This is a genomic window from Zhouia amylolytica (assembly GCF_900116365.1).
Classification (GTDB): domain Bacteria; phylum Bacteroidota; class Bacteroidia; order Flavobacteriales; family Flavobacteriaceae; genus Zhouia; species Zhouia amylolytica.
In genome coordinates this window covers 148,265-172,751 of the sequence record NZ_FPAG01000008.1, presented here as the reverse complement: position 1 = coordinate 172,751, position 24,487 = coordinate 148,265, and the positions used below count along the sequence as shown (strand labels likewise).

Here is a 24,487-nt window from a genome sequence, read left to right as displayed (position 1 = left end):
TAATTTATGATTCTTAAGATTTACTTTTTCTTTATGATAGCAGACCATCCGCCTCCCTTGGCTAACTTAGCTGTTATAACTGTTTGATTATCAACTTCAACTTTTTCCAACACATAATCCTCGGCATAAGTTCCTGCATTCAATCCATCTTTGTAAATTAAGGCCTCATAAGTACCCTCTTGTAGAAAAGAAAAGTCTATTTTAAGGTCTCTTGAGTTCGTATCAGTCATTGCTCCAACATACCAGTCATCTCCATTTTTTCGGGCAACGGCTATATACTCACCGATTTTTGCATGAAGAACTTTTATCATGTCCCATGTAGAAGGTACCTGTGTAATATAATCCGTAGTTTCCTGTTCCTTCATATAAGCACTCGGCGTATCACAATACATTTGAAGTCCACTTTCAAAAACCATGTACATAGCTACCTGATGCGCTCTTGTTCCAATACTCACAGGACGTTCGAAACTAATATGATGGTTTTTCAGGTGTGCGTTCCTCATAGCACCTGGCGTATAATCCATAGGCCCTACTGCCATTCTTATAAAAGGTAAAGTTACATTGTGCGTTGGTGTTAAATCTTGCGACCATTTATTGTGCTCGTTCCCTTTAACCCCTTCATAACTGATCACATTCGGATAGGCACGACGTAGTCCGGATGGTTTATAAGCCCCATGAAAATCAACTAGTAATTCTCGCTTAGCACATTCAAGAGCGATTTGTTCATAAGAATTAACCATATACTGATCCGCACGTTGCATAAAATCAACTTTAATCCCTTTTGCTCCCCATCCAGCATAAGTATCTAATATTTCTTTCATATTTTCATCCAAAGGTTTCCATAAACACCATAAAATAATCCCTACTCCTTTTTGTTCTCCATAACGGATAAGCTCCTTAACGTCCATATCAGGATTAAAATCCAGGATTTCAGTAGTAGACTTAGTCCAGCCTTCATCCAGTATCACATATTCAATTCCTTGCTTCGAGGCAAAATCTATAAAGTACTTGTACGTGGCCGTATTTAATCCAGACTTAAAATCCACATTAAATACATTATTAGCATTCCACCAATCCCAGGCTACACGGCCAGGCTTTATCCAATCTTCATTTTTTAATTTACTTGGAGACGAAAGCTTCAACACCATATCCTGCTCAATGAAAGTTGCATCGTTCTTACTGATAACAAAAAATCGCCATGGAAAATTTCTTTTCGCCTTTGTTTTAGCTATATAAGGATGTTCTTCAGTAATAATCACATTTCTATCTATGCGGTTTCCCGGTTGGGGTATTGTTTTAGCAACAGCCTTCGGAAACTTAGTTATAAGGCTATTTCCTTTATTCCCGTTTAAAAACATATTCGGATAATCATAGACATCCGCTTCCGAAAATAGAATATGTGTTTGATCGTCATTTTTAAAAAACACTGGTAAAGAACAAAACTCACCATTAGATAGCGTATCGACCTTGGTGGGTATATAAGATCTTTCATAATGCGAATAGGTCGACTTTTCTAACGGAAACAATGAAGTGGTTTCCGGGTTAAAGCTAATTTTCATAGTCTCATTCTTAACCACAGCTTCATTCCCTTTTAGCCCCTTAAATCGATAGGCAACTCCCTCATTATATACTCTAAAATCAATGGCAAAACCTTCTTTGAATTTCAGGGTTAATTGATTGTATTCATCTTTAACAACTTTATTTTTTAATGGAACAACCACTCCAAATTCACTCTTAACATCCTCAGTAGTACTAGACTTTAATTTAGAATTATTCCCCCACTGAACACCATTAACCTCCATTCCAATGACTACCTGAGGAATAACCACAGCCCCGTTCTTAGAAACAGACCAGCTTAACTGATGCTCATTTGTTATAGAAATTACGGTTTCCCTATCTGGTGAACTTACACTATAATTCTGGCCCAACATGGTATATGGTAATAGTAAACCAAGAAATAGGATATGAAATCCACAGAACCTCCTATTTTTCATTCTTTTCATTTTATTAATGTTTATTTTAATTTATAATTCAATCTGATTCTAATATTTTAGTTGATTACTGCATTTGGAAAACATGTCCATCCCAAAAGGAATGGACATGAATTCACTAACAAATCAACTATTCACAAACCATATTTTCACATCCATTTATTGATCTTTTATCAAAAGACTTTCAGATATTAATGGTATGGAAAATACTTTTAAGTCCGGTTCTTCATATTGTTCATCAAAAAGTTCAACAGCCTTAGCTACAATATCGGGATACTTCTGAGCGACATTATATCGTTCCGCTTTATCCTGACCTAAATTGTACAATTCCAATGTTGGTGCTTTTTGATCGTTTAGATGCTGTCTCACAAGTTTCCAGTCATCCATCCTGATGGCAGCCTGACCTCCATATTCTGGATAAGCCCACATTAAAAATTCATGTTCCAATTGCGACTGTTGATCCCCATATAAAGTAGGCAAAAAGCTGATTCCATCTGACTCTGGCATTTGAAAACCCAATAGATCGCCCAAGGTAGAGGCAAGATCATATTGAATAGAAACATGATCCGTTTTTGTTCCTGCTTTAATCCTTTTTGGCCATGTTGCAATCATCGGAACCCGAATACCTCCTTCATATACAAATCCTTTCCCTCTTCCAAACTCACTTTTAAAAGGCTTCGCACTATCAAAATAAGTTGGCTCTGCACCTCCGGCAAAAGATGGTCCGTTATCCGAAGAGAAAACAATAAGAGTATTTTCGTACAATCCTTTACTCTTCAAATAAGAAACCAATTTTCCAACGTTTTCATCCAAATAAGAAATCATTGCTGCATAGGTCGCATGAGGGTTTTTACTTGGAAAATACCCCTTCTGTCCTAAATAAGGCTCCTCATCTCCAAACTTTTCAACATAATAATTTACCCAACGTGCTGGTGCCTGAAGTGCGACATGTGGCAATGGTGTTGCCCAATACATAAAAAATGGTTGATCTTTATTTTGATTAATAAACGAAAGAACCTCATCAAACATAAGATCCGGACTGTACAAACCCTTATTAAATTGCTCGTAACTCTTAGCATCATACGGACTTGCGCCTTCTTCCAATTTTGTACCAGGAGGAATAGTATCATTTTTTAAATATACCCGTTTATCGTTTTTATATAAATGAACAGGATAATAGGTATGTGCTTGCCGCTGGCAATTATATCCATAGAAAAAATCAAAGCCCATTTTTGTTGGTATCGCATCCGTATGAGGAGCTCCTAATCCCCATTTTCCAACCATACCAGTTTTATATCCCTGCTCCTGAAGCATCTTAGGAAACAAAACAGTTTTTGATGGAATTGGCCGCTGCCCCTCTAAAGTTGAATCAGCGATAGCTGCTTTATAATTCCAAACGTCACCTCGCTCTTTCCATCCGTCATTCCCCCTGATAAAAGAATGCCCCGAATGCTTTCCAGTTAGCAATGAAAATCGCGCGGGAGCACATACTGGGGCACTACTGTAATGCTGTGTAAAAAGCATCCCTTCCTTTGCTAATAAGTCAATGTTTGGCGTTTCAATAAATTCCTGTCCATATACCCCAAGATCACCATACCCGAGATCATCAGCCAGAATGTATATAATGTTTGGCTTACTGCCTTTAGCTGCTGCACCATTATTTACTGATTTTACATCTTTAGAAATTCCCCCGGTACAGCCCACAAATACAACTGCTATGAAATATAAACAACTAAGATTTTTAGTACTGTTCAACATAATTTTTTATTTAATCTTTTAATAAGCTCCTATTTCAGCTAATGCACACGTATCTTTCTCATACGTAGAGTTTACTGTAATCTTCAAAAACCTAAAAGATTGTTCAGTATCAAAAATATTGTATTGTTTGTTTACTAATTGATATAAAGCATACTCACCCAATTGAGTCCAGGTTGATCCATCCGTACTAACAGCCACCTCATAATCTTTTACATGTACTTTTAAAGGTCCGTCATTTGCAGCATCAGTCTGCTGTCGTTGTACAAAGGTCAACCCCTTGACTGTCATAACTGCTCCCATATCTATAACGAAATTCTGTGGTAAGGTAGAAGCCGGGTCAGTCCATTTACTGTGCCAGAAAGTCGTAATATCGCCATCTATCAAGGCTTCCTTAGGAGCAAAAGATTCATCAGAACTTGCTGAAAGAACTTCCCATGCCGATTTATCAAATTCCTGTACATCTTCTGATGTTATGTTTATATCAATGTTAGGCTTTCCTGCTTCAATCGTATAAACGAAATTTTTATTGGTTCGGCTTCCGTCTTCATGAATAAACTTTAATTGCATGCGCAATTCGGATCCTTCAATTAACATCTCAGGAAAAAATTCACGTAAAGGCATTTCCATACGTACCTCTCCATTTTCATTAATGGCTCCCAACCAATTGATCGCATCATAATCCTGATTAATAATGTAAGGTGCCTTATCGTGAAATACCCCAAGATATTTAACCTTTGAAGATGAACTCACCTTTGCTGATAAAACGATCACATCCTGATCATTAGTAGCTACTTGCAACTGTTCTATGTTAAGGTCAGGATCACCGTAAAATGTTCCATCCGAATTAAAGACCTCCGATCTGTCCAGAACAGCACAGGCAGTTTTGGTAATATGAATTTTACCTGCTGACTCTTGTCGGGATATCTTTCCTCCGCCTCCGCTCATTACACATTCCCACTCCTGGCCATAACGCTCCCGATCATGCTGTATATTAAATGAATGAAGAATTTCATGCATCGTTGACCCTACCTTCAGACAGTCGCCTTCAGTCGTACCTGTTCTAAAATGCCTCATATCCAACTCTTTATAATCAACAACAAATCCCCAATTATTGATTCCCGTAAAAGGTAATGCTCCACCAACATTAAAGTTACACCCCGATTCTCCAGTCACACTTGGTTGAAAAATAACGGTATGGGAACTTGATTCTTCCTCAGGATGGGCATCAAAATAATTTCTAACCTCTTGTCGTGTTTTACTATACGCATTGGTATAGTCTGTTTCATTTCCTTCAATTGGGATTATTTTAATCAATGAATTATCTCCTGTATCCCGTTGTAAACCAAATTCCTTTCTTTCAAATCCGTAATTTTCGAGTTCATCGGCCAGAAAACCTTGTATATAGTCCATTATACCCGACAATCTTTTATGATAATTAGGTAATGGAGTCGTTCCTTTTGGGTAAAAATATACCACATTCACATTCTGAGTTTTATCAGAGGTATAAACCCCTGTTGCCTTTATCTCTTCTTCAGCAATAGGATCATCCTCCCCTATTTCCTTATCCTTACTACAGCTGCACGAAAGGCTTATGGTAATAAACAATAGAAGTGCTAACGACTTTATAGATTCATTAAATTTTATCATTTCTTTTTCTTTTTTCAATCATTTTTTTTGTGACCCAGGCATTGTGTTACACTGGGTCACATTTTAAAACTATAAAACAAAAACATGTAAGTAATACATAACCTTACCTATTGGTTTATTCCATTAAAATTGAATAATAATGGTTTGTACTTTAGATTAGAAAGCTTTTATTTCAGCAATAGCAGTATAAACACTATTGTAGGCTGTCAATACGGTCACCCTGAAATACCTGAATTCTTCCGTACCGGTAACTGTTAAAGTAACGGCCTGGGTTTCATCTTTCTGCTCCAATTGTGCTTCAAGCAATGGCATCCAGGAGTTATTGTCGACACTTCCTTCCAGCACAATATCCTTAGCGTGAACATTATAAGAACCTGCACGACCATTATATTGCCTCTGGGTTATCAGAAACCCGGAAACTGCTTCTATGGCACCCATATCGATTACAAAATCTTCGGGAAGATCACCAAAAGGTTCTTCCGACCATCTGCTATGCCAAAATGTATTTACATCCCCATCAATTAAATATTCCTTTTCCCTTCCCGATTGCTCAGTAGTTGCCGAATGAACAGTCCAATTAGTTGTTGATAATGGCCGGTCTGGACTACCATAAATAGGTGGGGCGCTCACCGTAATATGATCCTGTCTCCTTACCTCCGATTTACCATTTTCATTTCGAACTATTAAATTCACATCATAAACACCCGGATCATTGTAGGTAACCTCAGGGTTATAGTAATTACTCACAGACGGAGAGCCCCCTTCAAAATACCAACTTGCCTGTGTATATTCACCTTCGGTAGTATTATTAAACGTTATAGTTTCACCAGTCTCAATCGTTATATTTGAAGCTTCGAAAGAAGCCTCAGGTAATCCTCCCACTACAATTTCAGAATCGTCCTCCGAACATGCTGTAAAGCCCAGTATGAAACCAGACAAAACAAACACTCTTATAAGCCTGCAATATTGTTTTTTCATGATTTATCCTTTTTAATTATTGCTCCCAACCTGGGTTCTGTGTTAAATTAGAGTTTAGAATTAATTCATTAATCGGAATCGGTTGCAGATAGTAATATTCCGGCCAAACTGGTGGAACCCCATCCATTGCGATATAACCTTTATCTGCTCCGTTTTGAATCGGCATACTTGAAAAGAAATAGCCCGTATTTAAATTAGTACTGGTTTTGTCTATCCATCTCCCCAATTTTTGTTCATTGAGATAAGATCCTTTTCTCCAACGTCTGATATCATCAAACCGAAACCCTTCCGCCATGAGCTCGATAGCCCTTTCACGACGTATTTCCCAAAGTGTCGGTGTAATATCTGAATCACGGGTCGGATCCGATGGCTCGGCTCCTACAGCAAGGTGAGCAACACCTCCACGGTCCCTTAATAAATTTATGGTTTCGTCTGCAACTGTTTGATTAAATCTCCCCAACTCATACATAGCCTCAGCATAGTTCACCATAACCTCTCCTATTCTAAAAATCGGAGCATCATTGATATCCACATTATTGTTTCCGGTTACAAGCCTGTTGTAAAATTTCCAACAACGATAGCCGGTAGCAGTAGTATTCCATCCTTCTAAAGGATTCAATACAAAATTTGGTTGAGCTCTTGTTAAGGAACCTCTCCAGTCATCAGAAGGAAGAGTTTTATGTAAGTCATCTGATAAAGACTCCATAAATGGGAAAAACTCAGCGTCAGAAGGATTGGCCGTCGGATTCCATTGCCCGCCATTAAGGTCAACAATATATGGTGGTGTAATGGTATAATAAAACCGTAGATCCCGGTTACGGGTCTCTGCATTGAAGGAATCATCCCCCTCAAACAAAGTACTGGTCCAGCGTGTTTGTCCGTCGGTCATTAAGTAAAGATCCGCAGCTTTTTTTGTGAGATCCTCTCCAGCATTTCCATTTCGGGTTTCCTGAGTAGTTCGATGTACTGTAATTCCTTCCTCATAACGCTTGTAAAGAATAATGCCATTAACTCCGGATAAATCCTCACTGTTAAAAACCTCATCATAATTGGGATGCAATTGATATTTCGGCAATAATTCCTCCCCGGCTGCTACCGAAGCCTCCAGATATTTATTAACCTCTCCCAAACCGTGATACTTCCTCCAGGTACCTTCACGCAATCCAAATCTGGAAATAAAGGCATTTATAGCATCCCTGTTTATAGCATTTGAATGCTCATTAAACGAAGACTCAACATGATCTCTTGCCCAGATTAAGTCACCTAAAATCATAGAGGCTACTTCATCTCTTGGTGTTCTTGCTGCATATAATTCATCACTGGCATCGTTAAGTAATTCATCTACATAAACTATATCTCCATAACGGTTCAATAAATCTGAATGATTATATGCCCTGAAAAAGAGACCTACAGCTTTCCAATGGTTTAGTTCCGCCTCCTGTAATGCGGTAGATTTTTCCAATCCATCCAGCATTAAGTTAATAGCTCTTATATTTTGGTAAGCAGCAGAATAATCATAACTCGAATTCGGTGTGTCCACACGATTCCATATCCAATCAGACTCAGTATTCTGGCCACCCCTCATCATTAAATCAGAATCATTATCCGCCCACATGGCTAGATTACTAACTCCTCTTCTTAACTGAATGGTAGATTTACTACCATGAACTTGATCAGTGCCCCCATACCAACCACGTTGGTCGTAGGCAGGAAAGGCATCATAAAACTGCCAGGCATAAGTTCTGATACTTCCGCTATTATTAAATACATCTTGCCCTGGTAATTCCTCTCGCGGTGATCGGTCTAAAAACTCCTCTGTATCGCACGAGACCATTAAAATTAATGCTAAGGCAACCAACAGCTTATCTATATATTTTATATTATTCTTCATCTCTTCTATTTTTTAAAATGAAACATTAATCCCGAGACTATACTTTCGAAGCAACGGATACCCCGCACCAGCACTCTCTGCCTGCAGATCACTCGCTACACCCTTAGGAAGGTTATCAAAAGTGTATAGGTTCTCTCCTGACAATGACAATCTTAGTTTTTTAATATTCATCTTATCCAAAAACGCTCTCGGAAGTTCATAGGCAAGTGAGATATTTTTAATGGTTAAATAAGAAACGTCAAATAAATATCTCGAGTTAGGTGTACCAGCCAATCCGTAATTTCTACTTAAAATCCGCGGGTAAAATGCATCCTGATTTTCTGCAGACCATGCATCTGCCTGATGGGTAAGTATCCCCGAATAAAATTCAGAAATTATAGGAAACATCACAGGAGTATATATGTTTCTGTTTCTCTTTCCTACACCTTGTAAAAAGAAGGATAATGAAAAGCTTTTATACGCAGCCGAACCTGTAATTCCATATTGATATCTCCTTCTGTTATTACCTATACGTCTAAGATCTCCATGATCTTCCAAAGTCCTTAATCCATCGTTTACAACACCATCGCCATTCAAATCTTTAAAACGAACATCGCCCGGCAAATGATCCCTGTTTTCAAATGGAGCAATACCGTCCTTTAAAGTGAAAAAATCTGTGAAAGCCCCAGGGATAGCCTCTTCAAAATTATCAACGCTGTAAAGTCCATCAGCCTCATAGCCCCATAATTCGCCTAACTCTTTGCCTACATAAAGACCGTCAATAGTCCCACTCTGATTTTCAACACGTGTTATATAAGATCTGCTATCATATAGATTTCCTCCGATAGAATATTTAAAATTCTCTCCAATTCTGTCCTTCCACTCCAGTGTCAGATCCCAACCTTTGGTCTCTAAATCCGCAGCATTTTGAAGAGGAGCGCCCGTACCTAAAACGGTCGGTAATTCAATTGCTTCATTTAGCATTCCCAAAGTCTCTCTTTGATACCAGGAAAATGTACTGGACAATCGATTATTAAAAAAGGCTAACTCTGCCCCTACATCAAGTGTTCGAACGGTTTCCCATGTAAACCCGGCACTTACCAATTGTGGAGCAAACAAAGTAACAAAGTTTATATTTTCATCATTAACCCATTCCGATTCCCCTACCGGATAGGTTGGTAAATATGGGTAGTAATCCTGTACACCAAATCGGGTCACTCGTTGATTCCCGATTTCACCATAAGATCCTCGGAATTTCAAATAAGAAATAGCCGGTTTAAGAGCTTCCATAAATGACTCATTCGTAACTACCCAACCCGCCGATGCCGATGGCAAAAACACATAGCGATCTCCTTTCGCAAAACGGGACGATCCGTCATATCTGGAGGATAATTCCAATAGATACTTCTCTTTATAATTATAGTTTACCCTGGCAAAATAACCGGCAACAGCCCAATCATAATAACTGTCGCCTACAAAAGGTTGACCGGTAGCCGTGCTTAATGCAGGAAGATCAATATTTATTAAATCTTGTCTGCTGGCATTAAATCCTTCACGTTCTGCTTTTTCATAATTCAAACCAATCATGGCTCCAAAATTATGGTCACCAAAAGCCTTTTCGTAATTGGCTCTCAGGTTCAACGAATGATAATTTACCGTATTGGTTGACTTATAATAATTTGTGTTCTGACCGAAGATCACGTCCTGAGTACCCACCGGATCCTTATAGACACTTCCCGTTGTAACACTATTTCTATTATTAGTGGTCTTATTAAAGGTATATGCCGATCTGAATGAAAGTCCATCCAGAGGTTTCCAGGTTAAACTACCATTTAAACGAATATCATCTCCAAAGTCACGAACCACAGGTTCCAACCTAAGGAAATTGTTTGGGGTAGCATACGGAATAGATTCTCCGGTTTGAGCATCATCATAATAACCTGAATTTGCCCATGGTCCGGTCAATACCCCATATCCAAAAGCTCTCCACATTACATTCGGAGTCTTTCTTAGATCATTTTTATAAAAAAAGCTGGCACTCATAGTAATCTGATCAGAAAGATCAGTATTAAGGGTAGCATTCAAATTATAACGTTTATACGAATCCTTTCCGGTGATCAAAATACCATCCTGATCAGTATAACCTACGGACACTCTGTAGTTGGTGTTTTCACTACCACCTGAATAATCAAAATTATGAATCGTTTCTAATCCTTCGGTAAAGGCTAAATCCCACCAGTCCCTGGTAGGTCTGAGCGGATAATTTGTACCGAACTGGTCTACCGCAAAACCTTCTGGATAATTAGAGGGGTTAACAGCATAATCATCTAAAAATGACACCCAGGTATCGACATCTCTTCCGGCCTTATTCTGTATTTCCCATTCTTGGTATTTACGTACTGTAGCATCTAATCCAAGTTTTTCGGGTAAATCCGTACCATAAGTCATCGCAGTATTCACAGAATAATTAACCGTAGGTTTTGTATTTCTCCTCCCCTTTTTGGTCGTTATTAAAACAACACCAAAAGCACCTCTGGCTCCATAAATAGAAGCAGCTGCTGCATCTTTTAATACTGATACAGATTCAATATCATTTGGGTTGATATCATCGATAGAAGGTACCTCAGCATCATCTACCAAAATAAGCGGGTCACCTCCGTTGATAGAAGTAAATCCCCGGATATTAATAGATGACCCCTGACCAGGTCTTCCTGACCCCGTTACAATCTCCAATCCAGGAGAGGTTCCCTGGAGTACCTGGGCAGTACTCGATACAGGTCGGTCCCCCAAAGCTTCTTCCATATCAACAGTAGCAACCGAACTGGTTACATTAGTTCTTTTTTGAGTTCCATATCCTACTACTACAACTTCGTCGAGTTGAGAAGCTTCAATAGTTAATGAAACATTAATAGTTGTTTGGTTTCCCACAGTTTGCTCCAGGCTTTTGTACCCCAAATAAGTAAATACCAAAACATCATTCGCATTGGCATCAATAGTATAGGCACCATCAAAATTAGTAGTGGTTCCTCGACTTGTGTTTTTAATTAAGATATTTACACCCGGTATTGGTACACCGGTTTCAGAATCTTTTACAACCCCTGTAACTTGTTTTTCCTGTGCATTTACAGATACAAAACTCATCAGAAGTAATAAGCCAAAAAGCAAAAAGACCTTATTAGTCAGCTTTCTCATAGTTAATAATTTTGTTATTGGTTAATTTTGTTCTCAATTCAATTCAGAATTTTTAATATCACATCAGAAGTCTTAATGTTCTATTAACATTCAAATTGACTGTTTACAAATCTTTAAATTTTGTTGCGCGAAGAGGCAGGATATTTTCATCAAAAAACCATGACATATTCATTTATCCCCCCTAAAACCAACTCAAAACATGGATATGTGAAGTTTTTTACAAATATTTGTTAAGGAATTATTAGTGCGAAATCCATTAATATTTTAACCAAATATTCATGAATACGGAAAAAACAATCTTAAGAAACATCATTATAAATTATACCCTGAATTTTCGGGTTGGGTGGATTGTTTTAATACTGCTAATAAGTAGCATAAAGTTTTCAAACGGACAAACCAACAACAATTTTAAACATTTAAATAAAAAATTCAATCTGACATCGCAGATTGAAACAGACGCTAATGGATATATATGGATAACCGATTTAAATGGGATCTATAAATTTGATGGTTATGATTATATCAAATTACCCTACACCCATTTTTTTGGTGAAAATTATACCGGTAACAGAGAAGTAGAGTTTGAAAAAGACCATAACAATAATTTTTGGCTGGCATCTCGAAGCAGTCACCTGGTTAAATTTGATGAATCATATAACATAGCGGACTTTTCCAAATACATTAACACAGGTAATATCACGAGTATAGCCTCCAAGGCACAGGAAGAAGTTTGGTTTGGATCGAATGCCGGGAACTTATATTCATACGATTACCAGAACGACACATTTAAACACCAATTAACACTTCCAAAAAACAAGAATTATATAGAAGGAATTGTAGATTTAACTTTTACTACTCCAAAGATGTTATGGATTAGCACTACCGATAACAACATTTACAGCTTCAACTTAAAAACAAAGGAATTAATTCAATTAGAAACTCCCATAAATAAAAACCTGTTCGACATCATCTTTTTGACGGCAGATCAAAATGATAAACTCTGGATTGCTACAGAACAAAACGGATTGTTATCATACGATCCCAAACAACAATCCTTCAAGCAACACGATCCTGTCCAAAATAACACCAATACAAACAGACATACCATGTTTCGAACTGTTTTCTGTGATTCAAAAGGTATCATTTGGGCGGGTACAGATGGAGATGGAGTTTTTAAGATCGATCCTGACTCCGACGAAATAGAGATCTTCAAGCATCAATACCAAAACAAATATTCATTAAGTAATAATACTATAAGACATATTGATGAAGATCATTTTGGCAACCATTGGATCGTAGTTAAAGGAGGCATCGTTAACATATTAGCCAACAATAAATTTCAAATAAATTATTTTAGTGGCTTACCTGACAACACCCCAACAAGAGTTCTTTCAGTTTGTAAATCAAACGACCAAACTTTATGGATAGGTACAGATGGTGAGGGGCTTACCAAAGTCCTCAAAAACGGGAAAAAGATCAATTACAACAACAACCAAAATAATGAACTGTATTTCCCGGGTAGGTATATTCAAAAAATGACCGAAGATGAAAAAGGTAACCTGTGGATTGCTACGTATCAAAACGGATTACACATTCATAACCCTAAATCAAATACCTTTAAAAAACTCGCCCTGGAAGAGCACATACCTGATATAAATGTAAACAACGTTCTCGACCTTTATATAGATTCAAAAAATAGAATTTGGGTCTATACTTTATACGGAATTCATGTCTTTGATAGTAACCAAAACCTCCTGGCTAACTATAGTAAAAATTCAAACGGTTTAAAAGGAGCCTTTGGATTAACATTCTTTGAAAGTAAAGACAAGACCATTTGGATCTCTGTAATCGGTGGTGGGGTTTTCAGGTTCCATGAAAATGATACCAACCTGCAAGAATCAAATTTTAAATTTGCTAACTACAGACCTAAAAATAATGTAGACGGACTACCACGTTATAATATTTATGGAATTGTAGAGGATGGTCAAGGTAATTTATGGTTTAATACGGGACCTGGTTATTTAATCCGTTTTGATCCGGAGACAAACACCAGCTTCTCATTTCGGAATCATGAAAAGTTAAAGAACATAAATATCAAATCCGTCGAGATCGACACCAACGATAACCTTTGGCTATCCAGCGAACAGGGAATCCATAAATTTAATTCAACCAAAGAATCATTAGAATCCTTTTATGAAGCGGATGGGTTGCAAGGAAATCAGTTCATCATTAAAAGCTCATTTAAATCTTCAGATAATACACTGTTCTTTGGAGGAATCAATGGAGTTAATTCATTTGATCCTAACAACATGATCAAAGAAAAACAGGCTCCTAAACTTTTTATCAATGAGATTGAGATCCTCAACAAACCAGTACATGAAATTATCAGCGAAGGACTTCCTAATAATCCTGAAGAAATTGAAAAACTAACATTAACAGCAAATCAGTCCTCTTTTTCCTTTCGCTTTTCAGCTATTTATGATGTATTAAAACCAAGCTATGTTTATGCTTACCGTTTAAAAGGATTTAACGATAAATGGATTACGGCAAAAGATCAAAGAATTGCCACCTACACCAACATCCCTTCAGGAAATTACACTTTTGAAGTAAAGGCCGGAAATAATGAAGAATCATGGAATATCCCGCAGCGGTCTTTAGATATTAGAATCAAACCATTCTGGTGGCAAACCAATGTGGCCTATGCACTATACCTATTACTTATATTATCAGCCATAACAGGAGTATTCCTTTGGTACAAAATGCGTAACAGGCTCATAAAAGAAGAGTGGCAATACAATCAGGAAAAAGAACTCTATGCGATGAAAATGAATTTCTTCGCCAAAATGTCTCATGAAATTCAAACACCACTTACACTAATTCTTGCCCCCCTGGATGATATGTTCAGGAAGGTCGATCAGAACAATAAACAACTATTACAACGTTTAAAACTCATCAAATATAATGCCCAAAGGCTTTCAAGAATTACCACCGAACTTACCACCATCCGTAATAAGGAACTCAATCAATTAAAGATTCATGTTTCTAAGCAAGATATTAAAGCAGACCTGCAACAAATTGCATTATCTTATAGTGAACATGCAAGAATAAAGAATATCGATTTTATCTGGGAATTCCCCGATAAACCGGTTTATCTATGGTATGATATCGCAAAGCTTGAACATATTATATATAATTTACTTTCCAATGCTTTTAAATTAACACCCATTGGTGGACAAATAATACTCAGGTTAACCGTTCTTCCTGAGCATAAATCTGTAGAAATTTCTGTGATTGATTCAGGACCGGGAATACCGGAAGATGAGATCAGTAATGTATTTAACCTTTTTTATCAGGCTGAAGCCGGTAAAAAAGCGAAAGGGCTAGGAGTCGGACTTGCTCTTTGTAAAGAACTTATAGACTTGCATCATGGGCAACTTGAAATTATCCCGATGGAAACTAAAGGAGCCCATTTTAAAATTACACTCTCTACAAATAACGATTTGTTTGAAAATGATGATAAGGTGATTATCATTAATAAAAATGAACAAGAATCAAACACTGAAAAACTATTAAATCAACACCTCAACACGGAAAGAAAACCAGAGTGGGAGTACCCTGAATACACCAATACTATTAATAAAAATATTAAAATATTAATTGTAGAAGACAATACAGAAATGCAGTTATTTCTACAAGATTTGTTGGCTCCCTATTATACGGTACTAACGGTGGAAAATGGATTGCAAGGACTCAAAACAGGCAAAGAAGTACAACCCGATATCATTATTAGTGACATAATGATGCCGGAAATGGATGGGATAGAAATGGCTAAAAAGCTCCTTAAAATTAAAAGCATTGCCCATATTCCTATCATATTACTGACTGCTAAAAATGCAACCGAATCTAAAATATTAGGCTTAAGTACCGGTGCCATTTCTTATATCCATAAACCCTTTAACCCCTCAGAGATCCTTGTAAGAATCGAAAATTTGATTAAAAGAAATAACGCTATTATTTCAAAACTTAAGGTCGATTCCCTCATTGAACCTACCATGGATTCTGAAAAAACTAAAGACATTTTATTCATTGAAAAACTAACGAATGTTTTAAATGAAAAAATAGACGACCCTCAGTTCAAACTGGAAAATTTAACCGAAGAACTCTCTATGAGCTATTCGGTTATTTACAAAAAATGTCAGGAGATAACAGGTAAAAATCTCAAAGAGTATTTTAGAAAACTAAAACTTAAGAAAGCTGCGATGCTCATTTTAAATCAAAAGTATAGAATTTCCGAAGCCTCTTATATGGTGGGTTACAATGATGCCCAATATTTCACCCGATGTTTCAAACAAGAGTTTGGTTTATCTCCTTCAGAATTAAAGAAGATGAGTCACAAAAAAGGAATTGAAGAAGCTATAAATTACCTTCAAAATTTATAAGCATGCAATAATCTTGTCAAAAATTAGTCCCCGATAGATTTTATTTTTTCATAGATCAACTGGGCTATTTCAAGATACCCAGCTTTATTGGGATGAACGCCATCCTTTTCTGTAAATAATTCTGGTCTATGTTGCAAAGGCGTATTCAAGTCCATGAACACCACATCCTTTTCCTTAGCTACCCCCTTAATTATCTTTATCAGGGTTTGAAGACGAGGTTTCCTTATAATCAAACCATTTTTTCGTGTATCACTCAACCCGGGAGTTTCCAAAACCATAGGAGTTGGAGCACATATAATAATCTCTGGTTTGCTTGGCAATAATTCTAATCGATCAATTAGATCCCGATAGTCATCGGCAAATTCATCTTGGTACTCCCAGCACTTACGATCACCACAAGTTCCCATTCCACAAGTATCATTGGTGCCCAGACTTATAACAATTACATCCGGATTTGAAGCTTCTATTTTAGATAGCTGATTCCATACAGTAGGCCTTCCCTTTCTGAGCAGCGTACAACTACTAATTCCAAAATTCTCTACTTCATACCCCGCTCCCAATAGCGTCTGTAACTGGGCAGGATAAGAGTGTAAATCTCTTTGTTCCAATCGAGCACCAAAGGTAATACTATCCCCTACACATGCCACTTTAGTAGTTTTGGTTTCATCCTCTCCAAATAAAAAGAAGGTCGATAGCACAATACATCCAATAACTTTTAATGGATTCATCATTAGTGAATTAATTATTAATATTAAAAACTTCAAAACTCTCTATCTGCGGAACCCCTGCCGATTCTTTAACCTTAAGACGTATTTTAGAAACCTCGAGCCTATCAAAAGAATGAATAAACTTATGACCGATAACCGATCCTTCAAAGAGTATTTCCCACCCACGTTCAGTCTGTGCTTCAACTATAAATGCACGCACACGTTCTCCTTTCGATATATCTTCTTTAATTATAAAATGGTTGATTTCCTTGGGCTTCTTAAAGGACATCGTTAATTTCTTTCCAGTTCCATTAGTGTTAGCTAAAGGCTCATTAAATCTTCGCTTAATTTCTTTTCCCCACTCCCTTAATCGCTGTACATCCGGTTCAGGCATCAATCCATCCGGATTTGGCGTAAGACCCATAATTAAAGTTGAATTTCTACCCACCGATTTATAATACATCTCCATCAAATGTTCCAAAGGAAAAATATGTGCCTCGTCTCCTGGTTCCCAAAACCATTCATGTCGCCCATTGTATCCTCTTAATGGGGCATCACTCATTGCCGGCATATAGTATTTCCCTTCTGGAAAACCATGCTTTATAGGCTTGAATCCCACATCATCTCCACGATTTGCAAACCACGAAGGTTGATTGTAAGTTCCCCAACACGGATAAGGTACAGTCCCGCTTTCAGATCCACCCCATCGAATATCAGAACGATCTAAATTATGATAAAAAATAGCTCCCGGCTGATTGCGCTCAATGATAGAAAGCACATCAGGTCCGCCTTGTTCAGGCCCATGAGCCCCGCCATCGAACCAAATAATGGCTAGATCACCATAGTTCGAGGTTAATTCCTCCACCATCCCCTCACACATACGATTGTAATGTTGTTGTCTGTTCTTTGAAAATTCACTATTACCCTGAACTTTAAAATCGTGAATTCCATAAAAAGAATTCCAGCGGATCCCAATATAAATACCCGGTTGTATACCATATTTACGGCAAGAAGCTACAAAGTCACGAACAATATCACCTTTGCCCTCCTTAAAATTAACCGCTTTCATACTGTAAGGGTTCACCTCAGATTGGTATAATGCAAATCCTGTCTCATGAGTGGCAGTAAGGATAGCGATCTTAGCCCCCATATCCTTGGCTGCCCTGATCCACTGATCAGTATCTAACTTTTCGGGATTAAAAATATTATGATTAGCAATCGGAGTAATCCTGTTTTTTCTCTGGTTGTATTGCTCCCCATCAAAAACATGAAGATCATAATGAAAAACAGTCACAAGCTCAGCCTGCTGCCAGGCCAATTGGGCCTTGTTAGGTAGAGGAACAATACTTTCTGTTGATTGCCCCGTAACATTCTGACTTACAATAAAAGATATGACAATTATTAAGTAAAGGCTATACTTCATTTTTTTCTTTTGAATATCAACAATTAAACCCAATTAGCAAGATTGATAAAATGCTTTAAAAAGGCCAAACTAAATATTTTAGTACAAAAGACCTAATTAATTATAACTTTAATTAAAGGTTGATCTTGAAAACATAACAAACAGTACGTTCATCACCATAAACATTCCAGCCACTCGGACCGTATAAATAAGCGGGCTTTCCATCCATCATAAGTATCTTGGGTCTTTCCAGCTTCGGAGCTGATCCGTATATTTTAACAACCTTTTCAGGATCATACCCATCATAATATTCAGGTAACCTTAAATATCCAACCGAAGCATCTTTGATGTCGAAGGTAATTCCATCCTGAGATTTCCACAGGGTACCTCCTCCCACAACACCGGTATTATGACCATGATTATCGGTGGTTAATAAATAAACTGAATCATTATAATAAAAAACCACCCCATCTTCCAGGGTTCCATTATTAGCCGTCACCGGTTTGTCCTGAATCACATAAGGTCCTTCAATATCTTCTGCAATAGCCAACCCATATTTGAGACCTGATGGTCCCATAGATTTAAAATACAAATAATACCTATTGTTAAAAACTAATAGTGAAGGATTCACTATGCCATTCCCTGACTTATAATTCCATTTCGAAGCATCTTCGGTATTTAAAATAAGTCCATCCTTACCAACCTTTTTCCAGGGGCCGTATGGAGATGCTGCAATAGCCATCCCTATTGACTGATTGGCCGGATGTGGAGGTTGATGATAATCGGTATTACCGATATATAATAAAACATATTTTTTACCAATTTTCCTGATTTCCGGATTATGCGGTGCAAAACGATCCCAGGTATCCCTTCCGGTTCCCTTAAGAACCACATCAGAAAATTCAAAAGGTCCCTCGGGATGATCCGCAACATAGTGAGCTATTTCAGAAGACTTCCTCCATGCCGGATCTACATTTTTCTCCGGCCATCTTGCCAAGAACAGATGTACTTTCCCGTCATCACCAATAACCGGTGAAGCGCCCCATAATGTATAGTCTTCATCTTCAACCGCAACACCTTTCCACTCCAGGTTCTTAGCTATAAAAGAAAGTTGATGAAATGAGTTCTGAGCACTAATAGAACTGTTTATTGATATAATTAATACGCAAACGATTAATCTTGTAAAATTCCTTGCTTTCATTCTCTTCAATTTAAATTACAGCTTTGGTGAAGCCTAAATATATTACTATTTCGTTTTCAGAAAAAACTGATCTGTAAGAATTCATAAAACCCGAGAAACAAAAAAAATCGGACTTTAGTCCGATTTTGATGCTATCATTATTACTCAAAAACATATCAGGAAATTCGTTCTTTAGCCTCATCATACTCCTCTTTGGTGATTTCTCCTCGGGCATACCGCTTCTTCAAAATCTCCAGTGCTGAATCTTGAGTCGAACTATTATTTATACCCTTCCTTGAAGCACTTCTTAAACTGAGCCATACAACAATTAATATAATTGCAATCCAAAAGACCCAACCGATTCCATGCATCCCCCATCCGTGCCAATTCCATTCATTCATCATTACCCCTTCATTATGTTAGTGTATTAACTATTAATGCTACGCCGAACACCTAAGCTTAATTATCATGTTGATGTTGTTCCATGTGCATTTGCGAGGTTTTACCATTCCCCATCATTCCCTTTTCATGCATGAGGTCTTGCATCATACGCATCATATGTTCATTACCCATCATCATACTGCCCATAGCCTTGCATGCCGTGGTATCTTCAGTAGCCATTTTCATCATATGCTGCATCATAGTTCCCATCATTTTTGGGCTTCCTCTCATCAAATCAACCATTTGGTTACCCTGCATCATATCATACATCATAACAGAATCACCACGCATCATTTGCATGGCATGATCGTTCTTTTTAATATGGTCCATCATATTCATCATCATTTCATGATCTTCTACAATAGCTGTCATAATTTCATTTTGTTTCGTTTCGTCTTTTAACATTTCATCTGCCTGAACATTTTTTTCCTGAGCACAACCCAGCAAAACCATCGTCATAATGAATGCCAAACAAAATCCGATTTTAGTTTTCATTGCCTTTGTTTTTATAATTTAAACAACACAATTTAACAACTAAACACCTGAATTAAAATGACTTACAACACCGCAAAAACTAATCTTCCATACAATATTTGATTTCATTCAAAACCAATTAAAAAGTTTCGGCACGAGTGACCTGTTTTAATGCCCATCTGAAAATCACCTTAAATTCACGAGTGTTAAAAGAATGGTGAAGAAATGGAAATATAAAACGATCAATTTATCTTTTTAATAGTACCCTTAGAATCTTATATGAATTATATTTTTAATGGAATTACCAGGCTTTTACCCTTTTTACGAACAAACCAGCTAAAAAGTATTATAACACATAAGAGTATTATAAATCCTCCATAGTAAGCCACATCATTTTCGAGATTAAACCCTTCAGGAGCAACTAAAATATAAGTACCGCAAACAGCAGTCATAAAAGCTGCAGGTATAGCGCTAATAAAATAATTCTTATTGTTGTAGATTAAATAAGCAGTTGCCATCCACAATACTATGGTTGCTAATGTTTGATTACTCCATGCAAAATAACGCCAAATGATTCCAAAATCTATTTGAGTGAGAAGAAATGCCACCATAAATAGTGGCAAGCTAATTATCAATCGATTTTTGATTTTCTTTTGATCCCATTTAAAAATATCTGCCATAATCAATCTTGCCGACCTGAATGCAGTATCTCCTGAAGTTATAGGGGCTGCTACAATACCCAATATGGCCAGGACACCTCCTATTTTACCCAGCATTCCCAGAGAAATTTCATTGGCAGCCCAGGCGGCATTATTACCGTTGGCTATCATTGCACCATTAAGCCCTTCTATGTTTCCAAAGAAAGACATGGAAGCTGCTGCCCATATTAATGCAACAATTCCTTCTGTAATCATTGTACCAAAAAAAACCTTCTTTCCCTCTTTTTCATTTTTCATACATCTGGCCATTAAAGGTGATTGTGTTGCATGAAACCCAGATATAGCTCCACAAGCTATGGTAATAAAAAGCATAGGAAATAAGGGGGTATCCTCTGGAGAAATTGTCATATTTCTAAGGTTATCAATCGTAATTTCTGGAATCGTATAAGAACCCCGTAATAATGCTACAAATAATCCCATTGCCATTAAAAGCATGGCTACTCCAAATACAGGATACAATTTACTAATGAGCTTATCAATGGGCAATAATGTAGATAAAACATAATAAATCAAAATGATAAAAACCCATGTCCATACCCCGAAGAGACCACTGGTCATTCCGTCTATGATCTTTGCCGGGCCCATCATAAAAACAGTACCGACAAAAATAAGGAGTATGATGGTAAAGAACCGCATAAAGTGTTTTACATAGGGCCCAAGGTATATCCCGACTACCTCACTTATACTTAAACCATCATGCCGAACTGAAAGCATTCCAGACAAAAAATCATGTACTCCTCCTGCAAAAATACTTCCAAGAACGATCCATAAAAAAGCAGACGGACCATACATGGCACCTGCAATAGCACCAAAAATAGGCCCGAGACCTGCTATATTTAAAAATTGAATCAAAAAAATTCGCCATAGCGGTAAGGGCGTATAGTCTATTCCATCTTCCAGGCGTATGGCTGGTGTAACCTTAGCTTCTTTAATACCAAAAATACGTTCTACTATTTTACCATAAGAAAAATAACCTATGATAAGGGTTGCAACTGAAAGAAGAAATGAGATCATAGTCCTAATTTAAAACAATTAATAGTTTATTTATAAACAAACCAAGCAGTTAGATTTGCATCTTTACTTGACTTTAACTGTGCCCAATGTGCGCTAAAATCATCAGGGAATTCATACACAAATTCTTGATTTGCTTTTAAGTCGAAAGTCTTATATTCAAAAGGCTCTTCCAGATAAGGGTTAACATGAATTAATAAAGTAATCTTAGTATCCCTATCAGAAATTAAAGTTAGGGTCTTCCTATCAAAACCAGTCATTAAATACATATCTGAAAGTTCGTGAGCCTTAACTGCTTTATCTTTCCATGGACCACCTTCACCTATAGGTTTCCCAAAACTCCATATATCATCGATACCTCCGAACCATAATAAAGTCTCACCATCTTCAGATGTATAGATATGCTCTGATGGTTCGGCATTTTTTTCTATACCACTTAAAACCAACAATCCGTTCCAGGTATTAAAATCAGATATTTGCTTTCCGTGAGACGATACTGGTCGCATCATATCATAATAAGGTTCTTGCCCAACTTTAAACAATGGAACCTCATAAAAAGTACCGGCAATATTAGCCAACTCTCTTTCCGATTCAACCTCCCTTATATTTCTAATTGCTCCAGAAGGGAATTTCTTTGCCACAGTTTGATTCATTACAGGCAATCTTAGTCTACCTCTTTTAGTGTCTATATAGACTGAAGCATCATCTGTATTCCATACAACCTCATTTTCCAAAACTCTTTTCGCAGTAGTATCTTTAACCCCTTCTTTAAATTGAAAATCAAATTTGGTAAATTCCAGATCTTGTTCAACTTTGAATTTACCGTTGCTAATTTTTCCATTAAATACGCTTAAGTTATAATTGAACTTATTACTATATAATTTAGAATGACTAACTTCTCCCTCATAATCCATATCTGCAATCCCTTTAAATAGATCCAAATCCTTACCCGGTCTTTTCAATGCGCTATCTGTAAAGTGGAAAGATGCAGTTAATAAAGCACTCTTATTTGACGTGATACGTAGCCATTCTGCTTTTAAGTCATTATGTAACACCTCTAACCTATAGGCCATTGCATCTAGGTTAATATCTTTATATACAGTCCAGTTTCCGTCACCTTTTTCATCTATCTCTAGAGTTAAGACAACATCCGTATTTCCGTAATTCTTTAAATGAATAATTCGCTTATCAAAACCAGCTACTAAAAATGGTAACGAAGATTTATCGGCTTCAACATTATCCTTCAACCAAATAGCCCCATAAGCAGATGCAGGCCCCCAATTAGATAATTCATCATAATCTCCAAACCAAAGATTTGATTGTGGTTGGCCCGACAAGGGGTTACCCTGTATGGAGGTTTCATCTGTAGCCAATACAATTTGACCATTCCAGTTTAAAAAATCAGGAATATAACGAAGATGAGACCCCATTGGACGAATTCCCGCGGTATTACCAACCGAAAATGATTCTGGGAAATCAAAAAACATACCATGCATATCCATCATCATTTTTCCATTCCCCACAGATCTGATTCTCGGCCATTCGGTAAACCAACCATGAGCAGGATCATTATTATATGTCGCTTTAGGTAATAAATAAGTAGTCCATTGATCATTATCTAACATTTTTAAACGTACTGAGCGTTTATCCCACCCAATACTCCATAAAGGTGCTTGCTCGTTTGGAATGGCGTATATTCCATTTTTGGTAGTAACATCTGTAAACTGATGTCTTTCTACAATCTTAAAATCCTCGCCGTCATACTCGGCAAGAACTCCTAAATTTTCTGGCCCGAAAACCCCCTCATCAGGAACCATCCAGGAATCCATCCATATATAATGTTCGCTACCCCAATCATCATTATCATGAGTTACTCTTCCCTCACTTGCATGCTCTCCATTATTTGCCAACACTAATTTACCCTGACTCGTATATGCTCCCTTCCCATGCCAACCTGGTAATGGATCTTGAAACAATTTGTTAACTGTTAAAGTATGTACATTTACCTCATATAACATCCCCTCCATATCATAATAATACACCATGTTTTCCGGATCTTTTAAATGTCTTGCAATTGCGGTTAGCCTACCAGGCATCTCCTTAACCGGAATAACCCTGATCCCTCCCTTATCGTCAATGACATATGGGCCGATAAAAAGCTGATTAGACTCTTGATGTACCAATCTTGCAGCGGGTGTACCTCCTATACTACCCTTAAACATTTCCATTCTCTTGTCCTTATCGACAATATATAACTGGTGCTCACTCCCTTTGGGCTGATGAGCTGCATAGTTAACCATATACAAATCTTCATTCCAAACAGCCAGTGCTCCAATTCCACATTCATTTCCAAACTCATACGTTCCATCTTCACGATTATGCGAATAGGTCGTAAGATGAGGGTAAATTCCACTAATTTTTCTTTTTCCTTCAATGGATCGGATTTTTCCATCCTCAAACTCAACATAAGTCTCATTTTCTTCAGATAGACTCTGAGTCGCAGAGTTACAACCCGTTATAGAGTTACCACCCGTAAAAGCCACTAAAAGTAAACATGCACTAGAAAACAGGGATTTATTCATTTTATTTTTGATCATAATAGTTTTACATAATTGATAATAGAAATCGAATCTGATTCGCTTATAAAAAATAATTAGATAACTATGACCTCAAAAAAC

General features: G+C 37.2%; 14 protein-coding genes. 1 reads left to right on the top strand and 13 read right to left on the bottom strand.

Annotated elements, in window-relative coordinates; translation table 11 throughout:
- Positions 1 to 20: 20 nt before the first annotated feature.
- From BM361_RS14140 to BM361_RS14115, 6 genes are all read right to left on the bottom strand, one after another.
- Positions 21 to 2,003: a glycoside hydrolase family 97 protein gene (locus BM361_RS14140; RefSeq protein WP_074979684.1), complete on the bottom strand. Its 1,983-nt coding sequence runs from the start codon at positions 2,001 to 2,003 to the stop codon at positions 21 to 23.
- Between the two features lie 147 nt (positions 2,004 to 2,150).
- Complete coding sequence (locus BM361_RS14135; RefSeq protein WP_083425961.1) at positions 2,151 to 3,749, bottom strand: arylsulfatase; 1,599 nt, start codon at positions 3,747 to 3,749, stop codon at positions 2,151 to 2,153.
- Between the two features lie 18 nt (positions 3,750 to 3,767).
- On the bottom strand, positions 3,768 to 5,396 hold the full coding sequence (locus BM361_RS14130) for a discoidin domain-containing protein (protein WP_139226727.1): 1,629 nt from the start codon (positions 5,394 to 5,396) through the stop codon (positions 3,768 to 3,770).
- Between the two features lie 156 nt (positions 5,397 to 5,552).
- Entirely contained in the window at positions 5,553 to 6,374 is an 822-nt protein-coding gene (locus BM361_RS14125; protein WP_074979680.1) for a discoidin domain-containing protein, read from the bottom strand.
- 16 nt (positions 6,375 to 6,390) lie between these two features.
- Positions 6,391 to 8,265: a RagB/SusD family nutrient uptake outer membrane protein gene (locus tag BM361_RS14120; protein ID WP_074979678.1), complete on the bottom strand. Its 1,875-nt coding sequence runs from the start codon at positions 8,263 to 8,265 to the stop codon at positions 6,391 to 6,393.
- Between the two features lie 12 nt (positions 8,266 to 8,277).
- A complete protein-coding gene (locus BM361_RS14115; protein ID WP_074979676.1) occupies positions 8,278 to 11,436 on the bottom strand; it encodes a SusC/RagA family TonB-linked outer membrane protein in 3,159 nt (1,052 codons plus the stop codon).
- 278 nt (positions 11,437 to 11,714) lie between these two features.
- Here BM361_RS14115 and BM361_RS14110 point away from each other — a divergent pair, with 278 nt between their 5' ends.
- Complete coding sequence (locus BM361_RS14110; RefSeq protein ID WP_074979674.1) at positions 11,715 to 15,875, top strand: hybrid sensor histidine kinase/response regulator transcription factor; 4,161 nt, start codon at positions 11,715 to 11,717, stop codon at positions 15,873 to 15,875.
- 23 nt (positions 15,876 to 15,898) lie between these two features.
- On the opposite strand, the gene BM361_RS14105 is transcribed toward BM361_RS14110, so the two are convergent.
- From BM361_RS14105 to BM361_RS14075, 7 genes are all read right to left on the bottom strand, one after another.
- The gene (locus BM361_RS14105) at positions 15,899 to 16,606 is read right to left on the bottom strand and encodes a GDSL-type esterase/lipase family protein (protein ID WP_083425959.1); all 708 of its coding nucleotides are present in this window, start codon (positions 16,604 to 16,606) and stop codon (positions 15,899 to 15,901) included.
- 7 nt (positions 16,607 to 16,613) lie between these two features.
- The gene (locus BM361_RS14100; protein ID WP_074979822.1) at positions 16,614 to 18,005 is read right to left on the bottom strand and encodes an alpha-L-fucosidase; all 1,392 of its coding nucleotides are present in this window, start codon (positions 18,003 to 18,005) and stop codon (positions 16,614 to 16,616) included.
- Between the two features lie 112 nt (positions 18,006 to 18,117).
- The gene (locus BM361_RS14095) at positions 18,118 to 19,185 is read right to left on the bottom strand and encodes a glycoside hydrolase family protein (protein WP_074979669.1); all 1,068 of its coding nucleotides are present in this window, start codon (positions 19,183 to 19,185) and stop codon (positions 18,118 to 18,120) included.
- Between the two features lie 155 nt (positions 19,186 to 19,340).
- Entirely contained in the window at positions 19,341 to 19,568 is a 228-nt protein-coding gene (locus BM361_RS14090) for an SHOCT domain-containing protein (protein ID WP_074979667.1), read from the bottom strand.
- 55 nt (positions 19,569 to 19,623) lie between these two features.
- Positions 19,624 to 20,100, bottom strand: coding sequence for a hypothetical protein (locus BM361_RS14085; RefSeq protein ID WP_139226726.1), 477 nt, complete (start codon positions 20,098 to 20,100; stop codon positions 19,624 to 19,626).
- Between the two features lie 263 nt (positions 20,101 to 20,363).
- Positions 20,364 to 21,812: a carbon starvation CstA family protein gene (locus tag BM361_RS14080; protein WP_074979664.1), complete on the bottom strand. Its 1,449-nt coding sequence runs from the start codon at positions 21,810 to 21,812 to the stop codon at positions 20,364 to 20,366.
- 26 nt (positions 21,813 to 21,838) lie between these two features.
- The gene (locus BM361_RS14075; protein ID WP_074979662.1) at positions 21,839 to 24,406 is read right to left on the bottom strand and encodes a hypothetical protein; all 2,568 of its coding nucleotides are present in this window, start codon (positions 24,404 to 24,406) and stop codon (positions 21,839 to 21,841) included.
- Positions 24,407 to 24,487 lie beyond the last annotated feature (81 nt).

Bases quoted from the DNA above. Each gene is read 5' to 3' on its own strand.
- BM361_RS14125 (WP_074979680.1), bottom strand. From the start codon at position 6,374: ATGAAAAAACAATATTGCAGGCTTATAAGAGTGTTTGTTTTGTCTGGT.
- BM361_RS14075 (WP_074979662.1), bottom strand. From the start codon at position 24,406: ATGATCAAAAATAAAATGAATAAATCCCTGTTTTCTAGTGCATGTTTA.
- BM361_RS14095 (WP_074979669.1), bottom strand. From the start codon at position 19,185: ATGAAAGCAAGGAATTTTACAAGATTAATCGTTTGCGTATTAATTATA.
- BM361_RS14120 (WP_074979678.1), bottom strand. From the start codon at position 8,265: ATGAAGAATAATATAAAATATATAGATAAGCTGTTGGTTGCCTTAGCA.
- BM361_RS14130 (WP_139226727.1), bottom strand. From the start codon at position 5,396: ATGATAAAATTTAATGAATCTATAAAGTCGTTAGCACTTCTATTGTTT.
- BM361_RS14115 (WP_074979676.1), bottom strand. From the start codon at position 11,436: ATGAGAAAGCTGACTAATAAGGTCTTTTTGCTTTTTGGCTTATTACTT.
- BM361_RS14100 (WP_074979822.1), bottom strand. From the start codon at position 18,005: ATGAAGTATAGCCTTTACTTAATAATTGTCATATCTTTTATTGTAAGT.
- BM361_RS14105 (WP_083425959.1), bottom strand. From the start codon at position 16,606: ATGATGAATCCATTAAAAGTTATTGGATGTATTGTGCTATCGACCTTC.
- BM361_RS14080 (WP_074979664.1), bottom strand. From the start codon at position 21,812: ATGATCTCATTTCTTCTTTCAGTTGCAACCCTTATCATAGGTTATTTT.
- BM361_RS14135 (WP_083425961.1), bottom strand. From the start codon at position 3,749: ATGTTGAACAGTACTAAAAATCTTAGTTGTTTATATTTCATAGCAGTT.
- BM361_RS14085 (WP_139226726.1), bottom strand. From the start codon at position 20,100: ATGAAAACTAAAATCGGATTTTGTTTGGCATTCATTATGACGATGGTT.
- BM361_RS14090 (WP_074979667.1), bottom strand. From the start codon at position 19,568: ATGATGAATGAATGGAATTGGCACGGATGGGGGATGCATGGAATCGGT.
- BM361_RS14110 (WP_074979674.1), top strand. From the start codon at position 11,715: ATGAATACGGAAAAAACAATCTTAAGAAACATCATTATAAATTATACC.
- BM361_RS14140 (WP_074979684.1), bottom strand. From the start codon at position 2,003: ATGAAAAGAATGAAAAATAGGAGGTTCTGTGGATTTCATATCCTATTT.